Genomic DNA, 16,313 nt, shown 5'->3' with positions numbered 1-16,313 from the left:
GCTTCATAAAAACAGGTGTGAAAGGAATAAAAGGCAGAAGTAAAAGTAAAGAATCATGCCCGTTTGCCAACGGTTTTTCACAAACGGGCAATTTTTAACGTAGCGAACGACTTTCCATCGCTTCAATAAGTACAGCGTCGTGTTTCAGCGTCTGCCATGCCTGGGCGACTTCTACAGGAAAATCAACGTGAACGATAAAATCACGTCCGCGGGGGCCATAACCGTCGCTATCATCACGCAAACGTGGTAGCTCACCAGTAAGTAGCGATAAATAACGTTCAACTGGCCATAATCCTTCCAGTTGATTAACAAATGCGACACTGTCTGCGTTATTCCCCACTTGTGGTACGAATCCTGGATAACTTAACCAGCGAGGTGCATCGGGATTATCAGCAGTAATACGGCGGAACGTCGCCATCGTGCGCCGCTGCATGGTGGGATCCTGCACAACGATAGTCGTGTGAATGCGCTCTGTGGCCTGATTCAATAACGCGACGCTGAAGCGGGCGTTTTCACCGCAGTTCGTTGACTGGTCTTCAATCCAGATTTTTTCATGGGGAATATGCCAGAACTGATGGGCAATATCTGCAAGGATGGTGGCTTCTGCCCTGCCCGTGGTACGAATGATGTTGTAATGTGGATGCTGTGCGACAGCACTATATAAAAAGGTTGTCGAGTGACCGATACCACCGCTGATCAGTAATGGAATTTGCTGATCGCGGGCAATCTTGCATGCAGCGTCGATAGTGGGAATAACAGCGTTACCTGCGAGGATCACGCAATCAGCCTGATACGGCATCTCACCAGAGAAATCATCCTGCGCCAGCCATCGACCAATAACGTTTATGGCATCTATAGTTGTCGCTGAAAGCGTCGGAAACGGGTTAATGTTCATGGTCCCTCCTTCTCGTTCCCTTAAGAATACTGCGTGAGATAATAATGAGAAGCGGAGCACTCTGAAAGGAAGACGTTGTATTTTCTCTATCCTCCTTCGTAAGCCTGATATTTGTTTTACTCATACTGTATTTGAGGAAAGACTGTTGATAAAAATTCAGCAAAATCGTTCAATGTTGCGATAGAGTGAATCCTTCAGATCTTATAAAGAAAAAACCCGGCAGCACACGCTTACCGGGTTTTAGATTCATCAGCCAAATAACAGCCGTTAACCGCTAATCTGCTCCATCGCCTGCAAAATACGCTTATCCGATATCGGATACGGCGTACCAAGTTGTTGGGCGAAGTAACTGACGCGCAGTTCTTCAATCATCCAACGGATCTCTTTCACGTCTTCATCCTCACGACGCGCTGGCGGCAGTTTGTTGAACCATTGTTGCCATGCCTGCTGGACGTTTTCGACTTTCAGCATTTGGGCACGGTCACGATGCGGATCAACCGCCAGTTTTTCCAGGCGTTTTTCAATCGCCTGCAAATAGCGCAGCGTATCGCCCAGCCGTTTGAAGCCGTTACCGGTGACAAAACCGCGATACACCAGACCGCCCATTTGTGCTTTGATGTCAGAAAGCCCCAGCGCCATCGTCATATCAACACGCCCTTTCAGACGTTTGTTGATGTTGAACACTGCCGTGAGGATTTGCTCGACCTGCTTCGCAATATCCACCACGGTATCGTTCAGTTCGGCACGCACTTTTTCATGTAGCGCAGTAAAACCCTCTTCCGTCCAGACCGGGCCACCGTTGGCGTCGATTAATTTATCCACACCGCAGGAGATACAGTCATCGATCAGCTCCAGCACTTTGCCATACGGGTTAAAGTACAGCCCCAGCTTGGCTTTATTCGGCAACTTCTCATGCAGATATTTGATCGGTGAAGGAATATTCAGCAACAGTAGACGGCGCAGACCGTTCCACATTGCTTGCTTCTGCTCCAGTGGATTATCAAACAATTTGATCGCCACGCTGTCACGTTCATCCACCAGCGCAGGCCACGCTTTCACTTTGTAATTGCCGCGCTTCTGCTCGTAGCTTTCCGGCAATTGACCAAAGCTCCAGATATGCAGGCCGCTCTGCTCGATACCGTCATCAGCGACCGCAGACAGTGTTTCCTGCACTTTGCCTTTCAGCGCCTCTTTCAGTTCCTGTAATGAGCGCCCTTCTTTCAACTTCTTGTTTTTGTCGTCCACCACGCGGAAAGTAATTTTCAGGTGATCGGGCACCTGATCCCAGTGCCAGTCTTCGCGGTCAACGGTAACGCCGGTCATGCGGCGCAATTCACGTTCAAGACTGTCGAGCAACGGTAGTTCCAGTGGCGTCACGCGGCCTAAAAACGCTTCGGCGTAGTTTGGCGCAGGCACAAAATTACGACGTACCGGTTTTGGCAGCGATTTAATCAGCGCAATCACCAGTTCACGACGTAATCCAGGAATTTGCCATTCAAAGCCGCGCTCTTCCACCTGGTTGAGCAACGGCAGCGGAATATGCACGGTCACGCCATCAGCGTCCGCACCTGGCTCAAACTGATAACTTAAACGCAGCTTGAGATTGCCCTGATGCCAGAAGTTCGGGTAATCCAGCTTGCTGATTTTTTCCGCACCTTCTTTGATCAACATGCTCTTTTCAAAGTTGAGCAAATCAGGCGTTTCGCGGCTAACCTTTTTCCACCAGTTGTCGAAGTGGCGCGAAGAGATCACATCATGGCTAATGCGCTGGTCGTAAAATTCAAACAGCGTCTCGTCATCTACCAGAATATCGCGACGACGTGATTTGTGTTCCAGCTCTTCCACTTCTGCCCGCAGTTTCAGGTTTTCACGGAAGAAAGCGTGACGTGTCTGCCAGTCACCTTCTACAAGTGCATGGCGGATAAAGAGTTCACGGCACAACGCAGGATCAATCTGGCTGTAGTTAACCTTACGCGCGGCGACAATCGGCAACCCATAAACGGTGACTTTTTCCGTCGCCATCACTGCGCCCTGCGCCCGTTCCCAGTGCGGTTCACTGTAGGTGCGTTTGATCAAATGTTGGGCAACCGGCTCTACCCATTCCGGATCGATGCGTGCCGCAATGCGCCCCCACAGGCGGCTGGTTTCTACCAGTTCCGCCACCATCACCCACTTTGGCGGCTTTTTGAATAAACCAGAACCAGGGAAGATAGAGAAACGCGCGTTACGTGCGCCGGTATATTCCTGTTTATCCGCATCTTTCATGCCGATATGTGAAAGCAAACCGGTCAGTAATGCGATATGAATTTCGCGATGCTCCGCCGGTTCACTGTTTACCGGAATGCCGAGTTCTTTCACCACCTGGCGCAACTGAGTGTAGATGTCCTGCCATTCGCGCACGCGCAGATAGTTGAGATATTCAGTGCGGCACAAGCGACGGAAGGCGTTTGAAGAGAGCGCCTTTTGCTGCTCACCGAGATAATTCCACAAATTCACAAACGCCAGGAAGTCGGACTCTTTATCGTGGAAACGACGATGTTTTTCATCCGATGCCTGTTGTTTGTCCATCGGGCGTTCACGAGGGTCCTGAATGGAGAGCGCGGAAGTGATAATCATCGCTTCCCTTACACAGCCATGTTTCTGCGCTTCCAGCACCATGCGTGCCAGACGCGGGTCAACCGGTAACTGTGATAACTGACGACCAAGTGGTGTCAGTTTATATGCGGTTCGCTGTTCGTCGGTGGTGATTGCACCTAACTCCTCCAGCAGGCGCACACCATCCTGAATATTGCGTTTATCCGGCGCTTCAACAAACGGAAACGCAGCGATATCGCCCAGCCCCAGTGCGGTCATCTGTAAGATAACCGACGCCAGGTTGGTACGCAGAATTTCCGGATCGGTAAACTCCGGACGAGAAAGGAAATCGTCTTCCGAATAAAGACGAATACAGATCCCTTCTGATACGCGTCCGCAACGGCCTTTACGCTGATTGGCTGAAGCCTGCGAAATTGGCTCAATCGGTAGACGCTGCACTTTGGTGCGATAGCTGTAGCGGCTGATACGCGCCGTACCTGGGTCGATCACGTATTTAATACCCGGCACAGTCAGCGAGGTTTCCGCGACGTTAGTCGCCAGCACAATGCGCCGCCCGCTGTGTGACTGGAAGACGCGATTTTGTTCGCTGTTTGAAAGCCGCGCATAAAGCGGCAATATTTCCGTATGGCGTAAGTTCAGCTTGTTCAGCGCATCGGCGGTATCGCGAATTTCCCGCTCGCCGCTCATAAAGATCAAAATGTCGCCGGGGCTTTCCTGGCTCAATTCGTCTACGGCATCGAAAATCGCCTGTAACTGGTCGCGCTCGGTATCATCCGCTTCTTCAACTATTGGTCGATAACGCACTTCTACCGGATAAGTTCGACCCGAGACTTCGATAATCGGCGCATTGTTAAAGTGGCGAGAGAAGCGTTCCGGATCGATGGTCGCGGAGGTGATGATGACTTTCAGATCCGGGCGACGTGGCAACAGCTCTTTCAAATAACCGAGCAGGAAATCAATGTTCAGGCTGCGTTCGTGCGCTTCGTCAATGATGATGGTGTCGTACTGCATCAGCAGGCGATCCTGCTGGATTTCCGCCAGCAGAATACCGTCGGTCATCAGCTTGACCATCGTGTTATCACTGACGTGATCGCTGAAACGGACTTTATAACCGATGCAGCCACCCGGTTCGGTCTGCAACTCTTCCGCAATACGGTTCGCCACGGTACGGGCTGCCAGTCGACGAGGCTGGGTATGGCCAATCAGCCCTTTAATCCCGCGCCCCAGTTCCATACAGATTTTCGGCAACTGCGTCGTTTTACCGGAACCTGTTTCTCCGGCGACAATCACCACCTGGTGGTCACGGATCGCTTCGAGAATGTCCTGTTTTTTCTGGCTAACCGGCAAATTGTCCGGATAAGTAATCTCGGGACGCGCCGCTTCACGTAGCAGGACTTTCCCTGCCGCCTGGTCAATTTCTTTTGCCATCTCCTGGAAAATGGCCTGTTGTGCATCAGGATTTTTAACCTTCTTCACCCCATGCAGACGGCGGGAAAAACGCAGTCTGTCACGCAGCATTAACGAATCCAACCGCTGCTGTAAGGCGTTAAAGGTCAATTTTTGTTGTTCTGTCATAACGTTAAAGGGCAGCGTTGTGCCTGATTAATTTTCTTTTAAATGATAGATATAGAGTACCACATCGCGGCTTTTTATGTGTTGTTCAATAAATTCGAACATAGACTTCGATATATTGCGCTATCTCTGTGGCAGGATTGTGAATAAAGTGTCAACAAGCAACAGGGCATCGCCCATTCAAACATCTATAAGGAAACACCATGAGCAAGGTATTAGTTCTTAAATCCAGCATCCTGGCAGGGTACTCTCAGTCTGGTCAGTTGTCTGATTATTTTGTTGAACAGTGGCGTGAAAAGCACACTGCTGATGAAATCACCGTCCGCGACCTGGCTGCAAATCCGGTTCCGGTGCTGGATGGCGAACTGGTTGGTGCTCTGCGTCCGAGTGACGCGCCGCTGACTCCGCGCCAGCAGGAAGCCCTGGCACTGTCTGATGAACTGATTGCCGAGTTGAAAGCGCATGACGTTATCGTGATTGCCGCACCGATGTACAACTTCAACATCTCTACTCAGTTGAAAAACTATTTTGACCTGGTTGCGCGTGCAGGCGTTACTTTCCGCTACACCGAGAACGGTCCTGAAGGTCTGGTAACCGGTAAAAAAGCCATTGTTATTACCAGCCGTGGCGGTATCCATAAGGATGGGCCTACAGACCTGGTGACCCCGTATCTTTCTACGTTCCTTGGCTTTATCGGCATTACTGACGTGAACTTTGTCTTTGCTGAAGGTATCGCTTACGGGCCGGAAATGGCAGCAAAAGCGCAGGCAGACGCTAAAGCGGCAATTGACGCAATTGTTGCAGCATAAGTTTTAAGAAGCCTACCGCGAGTGCGGGAGGCTTTTTTACTTAACTCGCCTTTTTCGCAATACTGTCCAGCGTTGCCAACACATCATCAGGTAGCGCTAATTCCCCTACTGCCATATTCTCCCGTAAATGCGCAACGGAAGACGTCCCCGGGATCAGCAAAATATTCGGTGAACGTTGCAACAGCCACGCCAGCGCCACCTGCATCGGTGTCGCATTAAGACTTGCTGCGACATCAGAGAGCGTGGAGGATTGCAGTGGCGTAAAGCCCCCGAGCGGGAAGAACGGCACATATGCAATGCCATCGCGAGCCAAAGAATCAATTAATTCGTCATCCGCACGATGGGCAATGTTGTATTCGTTTTGCACGCAAACAATTTCTGTAATCTTGCGCGCCTCTGCAACCTGCGTTGGTGTTACGTTGCTCAGGCCAATATGTTTTACCAGCCCTTGTTGTTGCATCTCAGCCAGCACAATCAGGCTGGCTTCAATCGACCCTTCCGCCGGGCCATGTCCATCGTCAGGCATCACCCGCAGGTTCACCACATCCAGCACGTCCACCCCCAGATTTCGCAGGTTATCGTGCACCGCTTTTTTCAGTTCTGCTGGAGAGAATGCCGGCAACCAGGAGGCGTCCTCACCGCGGCGAGCGCCAATTTTGGTGACGATAGTCAGGTCATCGGAATAAGGATGTAACGCTTCGCGGATAATCTGATTGGTAACGTGTGGACCATAAAAGTCGCTGGTATCAATGTGATTGACGCCCAATGCCAGTGCCTCACGCAGCACGGTAATCGCGACATGGCGATCTTTCGGTGGGCCGAATACACCAGGTCCTGCCAGTTGCATCGCGCCGTAACCGAGACGGTTAACGGATTTTGTACCGAGAGTAAATGTGTTGCTGCTCATAACACCCTGCCCTGTAATAAAGCGGATTAAGAAAAATCAGTATAGAAATGAACGGAAAGTGAATAAATGACTATTGAATGCGGATGCGTAAAAACGAGCGCCAACAAGCAAAAACAGCGCCGCAATCAGTCTGGCGGAGGTCTGTAGGTATAATTTGTACCGTTTTGAACGGTAACTGATCTTTCTGAATACGAAATTAATTACCGCTGCTTTACGTTTTTTATTTTTGCAGCCATTTCCCATTAATCCCCTGCACATATTCTCCCGGTTTAGCGCGAACGACCAGTTTCTGCCCTGCCAGTTTTGCAATCTCCTCAGTTGAGACATTATTTTGTCTGGCCAGTTGCTGATAACTCAGCGCACGAGCTTTATTAATATCGTTTACCAATGCCTGCGTTTCGTCATCCGTTTTCAGTGCCATCAGATAACCATTAAATGTTTCGCCTACCCGCCCCTGACTTCTGGCTTCATTCAGGGTTAACGCCATCGCACTGCTGCTCATCAGGCAAACAGTCCACACCATTATCAGTAATGTTCTTTTCATCATTACCTCAAAAAAGATCGCTACGGGTTTTGAGCAAGTCTTCAACGTCCTTATCTGCTTTTATGATGATCTCATGCTCAATTTTAACGTTCATATTAATGGTGATTGGCTCTTTCGGCGCAGCCACTTCAATGCGCGGCGTGCAACCAAGCAACATAAAAGAGGACGCGAACGCGGTTATCATTATTTTCATTATTTTTCCTCACACTCATTTCCTGATGGGCAACCCGTTTTCGGGAGTCGGGCATTCTGTTCCAGCCACGCCTGGAGATTATCGCCAAAGCGTAAGCTGCGCCATAACGTAAAAATATTCTCTTCGTGGCTGTAATTAAGATTCACCGTGCCCGTTTTACCATCAACCCGGCTATTACCGCTGATCGTTGCCTGCATGGTTAACACACCGAGATTATCCAGATTAATTTTTGTCGATGAACGGCTAATTTCCATATAGCGCAACCAGTTGATTGCAGTCCCTGCGGTCATATTGTCTTTTGCTACTGCATCCGCCGTGTCTTTATCCAGGCGCAAGGTCATGGGGCCTGCGTTTGCCAGCCAGCCATCTTTCACAATCCATTTTTCATTATTAAGCCATAGCGGCAATGCCCCACTGAATGCCCCTGACATAGCGAATTGCTTTGGATTGATGGCGCTAACCAGTTCACTGGAAGAGAGATTATTCAGCCGTAACAGCGCCGGATCGTGCTGCGGCATACGTAATTGTTTCATCAGCACGTTACCACCTAAAACATCAACACTCACATCAGTCAGTAGCAAGGGTTCGTCTTCGGTCCACGGATAACGCCCCTGAAGATCGGCAGTAATATTTTTTGCCGTCACCAGGTTAACCACTTCAGCAATACGTAATGACACAGGTCGCCGCGTTCCCAGGTGCCACGCACCGTCGGCAAAACGGAACGGTAGTACAAAGTCGACACCGTTGACCTGGTTATCTGGCATCCACGCGCTGCCACCTTTCAACACGCCATGCCCCCCTGCACGAAAGCCCTGCTCAGGCGCGGCAGAAAACGCCACCTGGGCATACAGTTCACCATCGCGTAGATTCATCTTCCAGTCTGGCGGGATCAGCGGCTGGAATACGGTCAGCGATTGTTTAGGCCACCAGGCATTGCCGCGCAGGCGAATACCGTCCCAGCGGCCATTCACCCGTACCGGGCCAATCTCACCAGCATGTAAATCCCCTTTGAAGAGGAAATACGTCGGATCGCGTCCATCGACACTAAATTTTAAGGTTGATGGCGGTAACACACTACCGCCTGTGAAAAGCGTTTGTCCTGCATCCAGCGAAAGCGCACCACTAAAAGACGGATTCTGGGCGTCGCGCACCCAGATAACGGGTTTATCAAGAATTAAGCGCGGCGTTTCTACTGTCATCGTGCCATATTGCAACTGATCGAACCCGGTCGAGAGGTCGGTAAGCGTAATCGTGCTGTCATGCCACTCACCTTTTCCTGCGACATCCCAGGTGGCATTCATCGGGGTAAAACTGCCTTTGCCCCAGTAACGCCACTGCCAACGCCCTGCATCCGGGAGAAAATCATTCGCCTGACCATCCATATGCAGCACAAAGTCGCCCAGTTCATTTTCATGGGCCTGCAAAATGGCCTGCAAGCGACCGTCAACACCACGCTGAGTGACTTTTACCCCCGCTAAAGGCCAGCGAATTTCATCGATGTCCAGTGAATCGATGATTCTTCCCTTTGAACGTAATAACGCGCCTGGTTCAAAGGCCAGCGTTGGGTCAGTCAGACTTCCGCTTAGCTGTGCCGGTAAGCGGGCATACAGAATGAGATCAGCCTGTTTTGCTTCACCGGTCAGTTGCAGTGGCATCTGACTGTTATCCATGCTCAATTTTCCTGGGCCAAAATTAAGCACCGCATTGCCTTTCCCTGCTTGCCCCTGGGTCAGCACACTCAGGCGTCCACTGACCAACGCGTTCTCAAGCCCGGCCTGCCAGTTCTCGACTTTAACACCCAATCGCCCACTCAGGGGAAAACCTTCATACGGCCAGCTCCAGCGACCATCGCTGACCGTCAATTGCTGACGGGTAATTTGCCACGGCAAATCGAGCAATGGATCGCCGTTATCCCGTGTCATCACAAGCAATTGCCCGCTATTTTCCTGCCACTCCAGTTCAGCATCCACCAGTGACGGTTCCTGTGGCAAGTTCAAGGTCGCGGTAGCATGGCCACTGACAGGAAGCCCATCCGGCACCAGCGGCATGGTAAATTCCCCTACCAGTTTTACCGGCGGCTGATTTTCAAACGCGGCGACATCCAGTTCGCTGACTGTAAGTTGTTGCCCTTTAAGCTGGCCTTGAAATTTAACTTTTTCGCCCTGATAACGCAGTTGCTGGATATCAGAGGTCAACGAGAGAGAGAGTTTTCCCTGCCATTCCTGCCAGGGCGAAAGGATCAGTTTATCAATATTGATCCAGGTGTTAGGCAGCATGGATTGCCACTGCGCAAGGGTTTTCGGCGCTGCCGGAGAGGGCTCTTCCTGTGGCAATTTTGCCAGGCAAGCAGAGTCAAGCTCCACTGTGCCAACGTTCAATAACCAGCGGCTGGGATGTGAAAGGCTGGCATTGGTGATATGCGCCAACTGGCAATCCGCCACCAGATAACGGAGATCGGGAATAATTAAACCTTTACGCGTGATGCGCGGGCTTTCATCTAATGCAATGCGTGTACCGAGCGGCAGCCAGATACCCGCCAGCGTAGGAACCCACAGCCCGAGCGTCATCAGCAGCGTTAAGGGCACAAGAATAATCAGTAATAACAGCGCGAGAACGGCTTTATATTTACCCAACATGGGTAGTTAATATCCTGATTTAGCGAAAAATTAAGCATTCAATACCGGTATTGTGGCATGTTTAACCGTTCAGTTGAAGGTTGCGCCTACACTAAGCATAGTTGTTGATGGATTTTTCAATATCACCACAGCTTTCAATTATATTTTAATTTTTGTAAAATATTTTTAGTAGCTTAAACGTGATTCAACATCACTGGAGAAAGTCTTATGAAACTCGCCGTATATAGCACAAAACAGTACGACAAGAAGTACCTGCAACAGGTGAACGAGTCCTTTGGCTTTGAGCTGGAATTTTTTGACTTTCTGCTGACAGAAAAAACCGCCAAAACCGCCAATGGCTGCGAAGCGGTATGTATTTTCGTAAATGATGACGGCAGCCGCCCGGTGCTGGAAGAACTGAAAAAGCACGGCGTTAAATATATCGCCCTGCGCTGTGCCGGTTTCAACAACGTTGACCTCGACGCGGCAAAAGAGCTGGGGCTGAAAGTAGTCCGTGTTCCAGCCTACGATCCGGAAGCCGTCGCTGAACACGCTATCGGTATGATGATGACGTTGAACCGCCGTATTCACCGCGCGTATCAGCGTACCCGTGACGCCAACTTCTCTCTGGAAGGCCTGACTGGCTTTACCATGTATGGCAAAACGGCAGGTGTTATCGGCACCGGTAAAATCGGCGTAGCGATGCTGCGTATTCTGAAAGGTTTCGGTATGCGTCTGCTGGCGTTCGATCCATACCCAAGTGCGGCGGCGCTGGAGCTCGGCGTGGAATATGTCGATCTGCCGACCCTGTTCTCTGAATCAGACGTTATCTCCCTGCACTGCCCGCTGACGCCGGAGAACTACCACCTGCTGAATGAGGCGGCGTTTGATCAGATGAAAAACGGCGTAATGATCGTCAACACCAGTCGTGGCGCATTGATTGATTCCCAGGCGGCAATTGAAGCGCTGAAAAACCAGAAAATTGGCTCGCTGGGGATGGACGTGTATGAGAACGAACGCGATCTGTTCTTTGAAGATAAATCCAACGATGTGATTCAGGATGACGTGTTCCGTCGTCTGTCTGCCTGCCATAACGTACTGTTTACCGGGCACCAGGCTTTCCTGACGGCAGAAGCTCTGACCAGTATTTCCCAGACTACGCTGCAAAACTTGAGCAATCTGGAAAAAGGCGAATCCTGCCCGAACGAACTGGTTTAAACATGCAGCTCCCCTGCAAATCAGGGGAGCTTATTCAGATAATCCCCAAAGATCTTTCATCCACTATTCTTACAATAAGTTTTGTTGAACGGATAAGATGCCCCAGCGTTGCATCCGGCAATCAGCACCTGATTTATACCTTAAATTGAGAACTAAAATGAAGAAAGTTGCCGCGCTAGTCGCACTAAGCCTGCTGATGGCGGGATGTGTAAGTAATGACAAAATTGCTGTAACGCCAGAACAGTTACAGCATCACCGGTTTGTACTGGAAAGTGTTAACGGTCAACCTGTTGCCAGCGATAAAAACCCGCCAGAAATCAGCTTTGGGGAAAAGATGATGATTTCCGGCAACATGTGTAACCGCTTTAGCGGAGAGGGTAAACTTTCGGGCGGAGAACTGAAAGTTAAAGGACTGGCAATGACACGCATGATGTGTGCCAACCCACAGCTTAACGAACTCGATCACACCATCAGCGAAATGCTGAAAGAAGGTGCGCAGGTAGATCTGACCGCCAACCAGTTGACGCTGGCAACCGCGAAACAGACATTAACTTATAAACTGGCAGATTTGGTCAATTAGTAGCTGCCACAGCTTCCGGCGGCAAGCGACTGTTCGCTGCAGCGTTTGCCGTTAGGTAATGCACACATCCCAATAGCCGTTCCGTCAAGTTGACGGGCAACGGATAGCGAACCACCAATCATTGCGCAATTTGCTTCACCGCTACTGGACATGGACGCTTTTAAACCAGGCGCCACATGCGCCGCGGTTGCCTGCTGAACAGGTTCACTACTACACGCAGACAACAATAAAGCGGCACACCCTACCCACAACGCTGCTCGCATCTTTACTTCCTCTAATCTTTAAGCCAAACGACACCGCCCTAAATAATAGGCAGCCCAGGCGGTTACGTCGAGAACTACTATGTGTGTTGCAACGCATTGTTACTTTTTTATCGCTATTTTTTGCCCGGTGCTTGATCGAAACATTCATTATGCGGATATGGGGGACACAAAAGCGAAAATGCAACAGAAAGCCATTTGCTAAAATTGAGAGATAACTACTGGGCACGCAGCTTTTTCGTGTGCCCCTCATTTGCGCAATGTAAGGGTGTCGTATGATCACAATTGACGGTAATGGCGCGGTAGCTTCGGTGGCATTTCGCACCAGTGAAGTTATCGCCATCTACCCTATTACCCCGAGTTCCACGATGGCAGAACAGGCTGATGCCTGGGCCGGAAACGGCTTGAAAAACGTGTGGGGAGATACACCTCGCGTAGTTGAAATGCAGTCCGAAGCTGGCGCTATCGCGACTGTGCATGGCGCTTTGCAAACGGGCGCACTCTCTACATCGTTTACATCATCGCAGGGTTTGTTGCTGATGATTCCGACATTGTACAAACTGGCGGGCGAACTGACACCGTTTGTACTGCATGTGGCGGCGCGAACCGTCGCTACTCATGCGCTCTCTATTTTTGGTGATCATTCAGATGTGATGGCGGTGCGCCAGACCGGTTGCGCCATGTTGTGTGCGGCAAACGTTCAGGAAGCGCAAGATTTCGCCCTCATTTCGCAAATCGCGACACTAAAAAGCCGTGTGCCATTTATTCATTTCTTTGATGGTTTCCGTACTTCCCACGAGATCAACAAAATCGTTCCACTGGCCGACGACACTATTCTTGAACTGATACCGCAGGCAGAAATTGATGCTCATCGCGCCCGTGCGCTGAATCCGGAACATCCGGTGATCCGCGGTACATCCGCCAATCCTGACACTTACTTCCAGTCTCGTGAAGCAACTAACCCATGGTACAACGCAGTTTACGACCATGTTGAACAGGCAATGAATGATTTCGCCGCCGCTACGGGTCGTCAGTATCAGCCTTTTGAGTATTACGGTCATCCACAGGCAGAACGGGTGATAATCCTGATGGGTTCTGCTATTGGCACCTGTGAAGAAGTGGTAGACGAATTGCTGACCCGTGGCGAAAAAGTTGGGGTGCTGAAAGTTCGACTATATCGTCCGTTTTCCGCCAAACACTTACTACAAGCACTACCGGAGTCCGTACGCAGCGTAGCGGTGTTGGATCGCACCAAAGAGCCGGGTGCCCAGGCAGAACCACTCTATTTGGATGTGATGACCGCGCTGGCAGAAGCCTTTAATAATGGCGAGCGTGAGGCATTGCCTCGCGTCATTGGTGGGCGCTATGGTCTGTCTTCCAAAGAGTTTGGCCCGGACTGTGTGCTGGCAGTATTTGCCGAACTTAACACAGCCAAACCAAAACCACGATTTACCGTGGGTATTTATGATGATGTGACCAATCTGTCACTGCCATTGCCAGAAAATACCCTGCCAAACTCCGCGAAGCTGGAAGCCCTGTTTTACGGTCTGGGCAGTGACGGCAGCGTTTCCGCGACCAAAAACAATATCAAGATTATCGGTAATTCCACCCCGTGGTATGCACAGGGGTATTTTGTATACGATTCCAAAAAGGCCGGTGGTCTGACAGTTTCTCACCTGCGTGTGAGCGAGCATCCAATTCGATCCGCGTATCTGATTTCACAAGCTGACTTTGTTGGCTGCCACCAGTTGCAGTTTATCGACAAATATCAGATGGCAGAACGCCTGAAACCTGGCGGTATTTTCCTGCTTAATACTCCGTACAGTGCAGAAGAAGTCTGGTCGCGGCTGCCGCAAGAAGTTCAGGCGGTGTTGAATCAGAAGAAAGCTCGCTTTTATGTGATTAATGCAGCGAAAATTGCCCGTGAATGTGGACTGGCAGCGCGCATTAACACCGTAATGCAGATGGCCTTTTTCCACCTGACGCAAATTCTGCCTGGCGACAGTGCCCTGGCTGAATTGCAGGGCGCAATTGCCAAAAGCTACAGCAGCAAAGGTCAGGATCTGGTGGAACGCAACTGGCAGGCACTGGCGCTGGCGCGTGAATCCGTGGAAGAAGTCCCGTTGCAACCGGTAAATCCGCACAGTGCGAATCGGCCACCGGTGGTTTCCGATGCAGCGCCTGATTTCGTTAAAACCGTCACCGCTGCAATGCTCGCCGGACTTGGCGATGCCCTCCCCGTTTCGGCGCTACCACCAGACGGCACATGGCCAATGGGCACAACGCGTTGGGAAAAACGCAATATTGCCGAAGAGATCCCCATCTGGAAAGAGGAACTCTGTACCCAATGTAACCACTGTGTCGCCGCCTGCCCACACTCCGCTATTCGCGCAAAAGTGGTTCCGCCGGAAGCAATGGAAAACGCCCCTGCCAGCCTGCATTCGCTGGATGTGAAATCGCGCGATATGCGCGGGCAGAAGTATGTGTTGCAGGTCGCACCGGAAGATTGCACTGGCTGTAATCTGTGCGTTGAAGTTTGCCCGGCGAAAGACCGTCAGGATCCTGATATCAAAGCCATCAATATGATGTCGCGTCTGGAGCATGTGGAAGAAGAGAAAATCAATTATGACTTCTTCCTCAACTTACCAGAAATCGACCGCAGTAAACTGGAACGTATTGATATTCGTACATCGCAATTGATCACACCGCTGTTTGAATATTCTGGTGCTTGTTCCGGTTGTGGCGAGACGCCGTATATCAAATTGCTTACTCAACTCTATGGCGATCGAATGTTGATCGCTAACGCCACCGGATGTTCGTCGATTTATGGCGGTAACCTGCCATCCACACCGTATACCACTGATGCAAACGGTCGTGGTCCGGCCTGGGCGAACTCACTGTTTGAAGATAATGCCGAATTTGGCCTGGGCTTCCGCCTGACGGTCGATCAGCATCGTGTCCGTGTTTTGCGTCTGCTGGATCAGTTTGCCGATAAAATCCCGGCGGAGTTACTGGCAGCGTTGAAATCAGATGCCACGCCAGAGGTTCGTCGCGAACAGGTTGCCGCGTTGCGCCAGCAACTAAAGGATATCGCTGAAGCTCATGAACTGCTGCGCGACGCTGATGCGCTGGTGGAAAAATCAATATGGCTGATTGGTGGCGACGGCTGGGCTTACGATATCGGCTTCGGTGGTTTGGATCATGTATTAAGTCTGACGGAAAACGTCAACATTCTGGTACTGGATACGCAATGCTATTCCAATACCGGCGGTCAGGCGTCGAAAGCAACCCCTCTTGGTGCAGTAACGAAGTTTGGTGAACACGGCAAACGCAAAGCGCGTAAAGACCTCGGTGTCAGTATGATGATGTACGGTCATGTTTATGTGGCGCAGATTTCTCTCGGTGCGCAACTGAACCAGACAGTGAAAGCGATTCAGGAAGCGGAAGCGTATCCAGGGCCGTCACTGATCATTGCTTACAGTCCATGTGAAGAGCACGGTTATGACCTGGCATTGAGTCACGACCAGATGCGCCAACTCACCGCAACCGGCTTCTGGCCGCTGTATCGCTTTGATCCACGTCGTGCCGATGAAGGCAAACTGCCACTGGCGCTGGATTCACGTCCACCATCAGAGGCTCTGGAAGAAACATTGCTCCATGAACAACGTTTCCGCCGTCTGAATTCGCAACAGCCAGAAGTGGCGGAACAGTTATGGAAAGATGCCGCAGCCGATCTGCAAAAACGCTATGATTTCCTCGCGCAAATGGCGGGGAAAACGGATAAAAGTGGCACCGAGTAGAGTAACAGGGTAAGGATTATCCTGAACAAAAAAAAGCCCGAATGAAAGTTCGGGCTTGTCTTTTTATTTGTTGGGAAATAAGTAATCGTAGCAATGCCCCAACAGAAAATAATATCTGTGACAATAAAGGCATATAACCCGCGCAGAATAACGCATCACTTTTTAAATGTATAATTTTTATTTTATATGTATCACCACTAAAACATTCATCAAACTTATTGTCATTTCTCAAGAATTATTTGATTAAGGTTTTACTTAAGACGTAACAAATGACACTTATCGGCTAATGGAACTTTTCCTTTAGGATGTTTTCACTTCCCGAACA

The 16,313-nt window shown here is 50.4% G+C and carries 11 protein-coding genes; 4 read left to right on the top strand and 7 right to left on the bottom strand.

Going from position 1 to position 16,313, the window contains the following annotated elements; translation table 11 throughout:
- Nucleotides 1-94: 94 nt before the first annotated feature.
- Both ydcF and hrpA read right to left on the bottom strand, forming a co-directional pair.
- Nucleotides 95-895, bottom strand: coding sequence for a DUF218 domain-containing protein YdcF (gene ydcF, locus C0K55_RS05765; protein ID WP_105265999.1), 801 nt, complete (start codon nucleotides 893-895; stop codon nucleotides 95-97).
- A 267-nt stretch (nucleotides 896-1,162) separates the two neighbouring features.
- Entirely contained in the window at nucleotides 1,163-5,065 is a 3,903-nt protein-coding gene (gene hrpA, locus C0K55_RS05760; RefSeq protein WP_105265998.1) for an ATP-dependent RNA helicase HrpA, read from the bottom strand.
- Between the two features lie 200 nt (nucleotides 5,066-5,265).
- Here hrpA and azoR point away from each other — a divergent pair, with 200 nt between their 5' ends.
- Nucleotides 5,266-5,871: an FMN-dependent NADH-azoreductase gene (azoR, locus tag C0K55_RS05755; RefSeq protein ID WP_000048921.1), complete on the top strand. Its 606-nt coding sequence runs from the start codon at nucleotides 5,266-5,268 to the stop codon at nucleotides 5,869-5,871.
- 40 nt (nucleotides 5,872-5,911) lie between these two features.
- On the opposite strand, the gene C0K55_RS05750 is transcribed toward azoR, so the two are convergent.
- From C0K55_RS05750 to C0K55_RS05730, 4 genes are all read right to left on the bottom strand, one after another.
- Entirely contained in the window at nucleotides 5,912-6,778 is an 867-nt protein-coding gene (locus C0K55_RS05750) for an aldo/keto reductase family oxidoreductase (RefSeq protein ID WP_085448971.1), read from the bottom strand.
- A gap of 220 nt (nucleotides 6,779-6,998) precedes the next feature.
- Nucleotides 6,999-7,322, bottom strand: a complete 324-nt coding sequence (locus tag C0K55_RS05740) for a YdbL family protein (RefSeq protein WP_123058135.1) — start codon at nucleotides 7,320-7,322, stop codon at nucleotides 6,999-7,001.
- Nucleotides 7,323-7,329: 7 nt separating this feature from the next.
- Entirely contained in the window at nucleotides 7,330-7,515 is a 186-nt protein-coding gene (locus C0K55_RS05735) for a YnbE family lipoprotein (protein WP_000699961.1), read from the bottom strand.
- Nucleotides 7,515-10,151 carry a YdbH family protein gene (locus tag C0K55_RS05730; RefSeq protein WP_105224575.1) on the bottom strand — a complete coding sequence of 879 codons (2,637 nt, stop codon included), beginning with the start codon at nucleotides 10,149-10,151 and terminating at the stop codon, nucleotides 7,515-7,517. The genes C0K55_RS05735 and C0K55_RS05730 overlap by 1 nt, the downstream gene beginning before the upstream one ends.
- Nucleotides 10,152-10,358: 207 nt before the next feature.
- Between C0K55_RS05730 and ldhA the strand changes: the two genes are divergently transcribed.
- Complete coding sequence (ldhA, locus tag C0K55_RS05725; protein ID WP_000762228.1) at nucleotides 10,359-11,348, top strand: D-lactate dehydrogenase; 990 nt, start codon at nucleotides 10,359-10,361, stop codon at nucleotides 11,346-11,348.
- Nucleotides 11,349-11,505: 157 nt separating this feature from the next.
- Nucleotides 11,506-11,928, top strand: coding sequence for a heat shock protein HslJ (hslJ, locus tag C0K55_RS05720; RefSeq protein WP_001516437.1), 423 nt, complete (start codon nucleotides 11,506-11,508; stop codon nucleotides 11,926-11,928).
- Here the strand turns inward: hslJ and C0K55_RS05715 are convergent.
- Nucleotides 11,925-12,191 carry a putative hemolysin gene (locus tag C0K55_RS05715; protein WP_001200698.1) on the bottom strand — a complete coding sequence of 89 codons (267 nt, stop codon included), beginning with the start codon at nucleotides 12,189-12,191 and terminating at the stop codon, nucleotides 11,925-11,927. The genes hslJ and C0K55_RS05715 overlap by 4 nt on opposite strands.
- 272 nt (nucleotides 12,192-12,463) lie before the next feature.
- Between C0K55_RS05715 and nifJ the strand changes: the two genes are divergently transcribed.
- Nucleotides 12,464-15,988 (top strand): pyruvate:ferredoxin (flavodoxin) oxidoreductase, encoded by a 3,525-nt coding sequence (gene nifJ, locus C0K55_RS05710; RefSeq protein ID WP_000628247.1) that lies wholly within the window; start codon nucleotides 12,464-12,466, stop codon nucleotides 15,986-15,988.
- Nucleotides 15,989-16,313 lie beyond the last annotated feature (325 nt).

The organism is Escherichia sp. MOD1-EC6098 (assembly GCF_002965865.1).
Taxonomy (GTDB): Bacteria; Pseudomonadota; Gammaproteobacteria; order Enterobacterales; family Enterobacteriaceae; genus Escherichia; species Escherichia marmotae.
The sequence above is the reverse complement of the archived record's forward strand: the minus strand, read 5'-3'. Positions and strand labels throughout refer to the sequence as shown.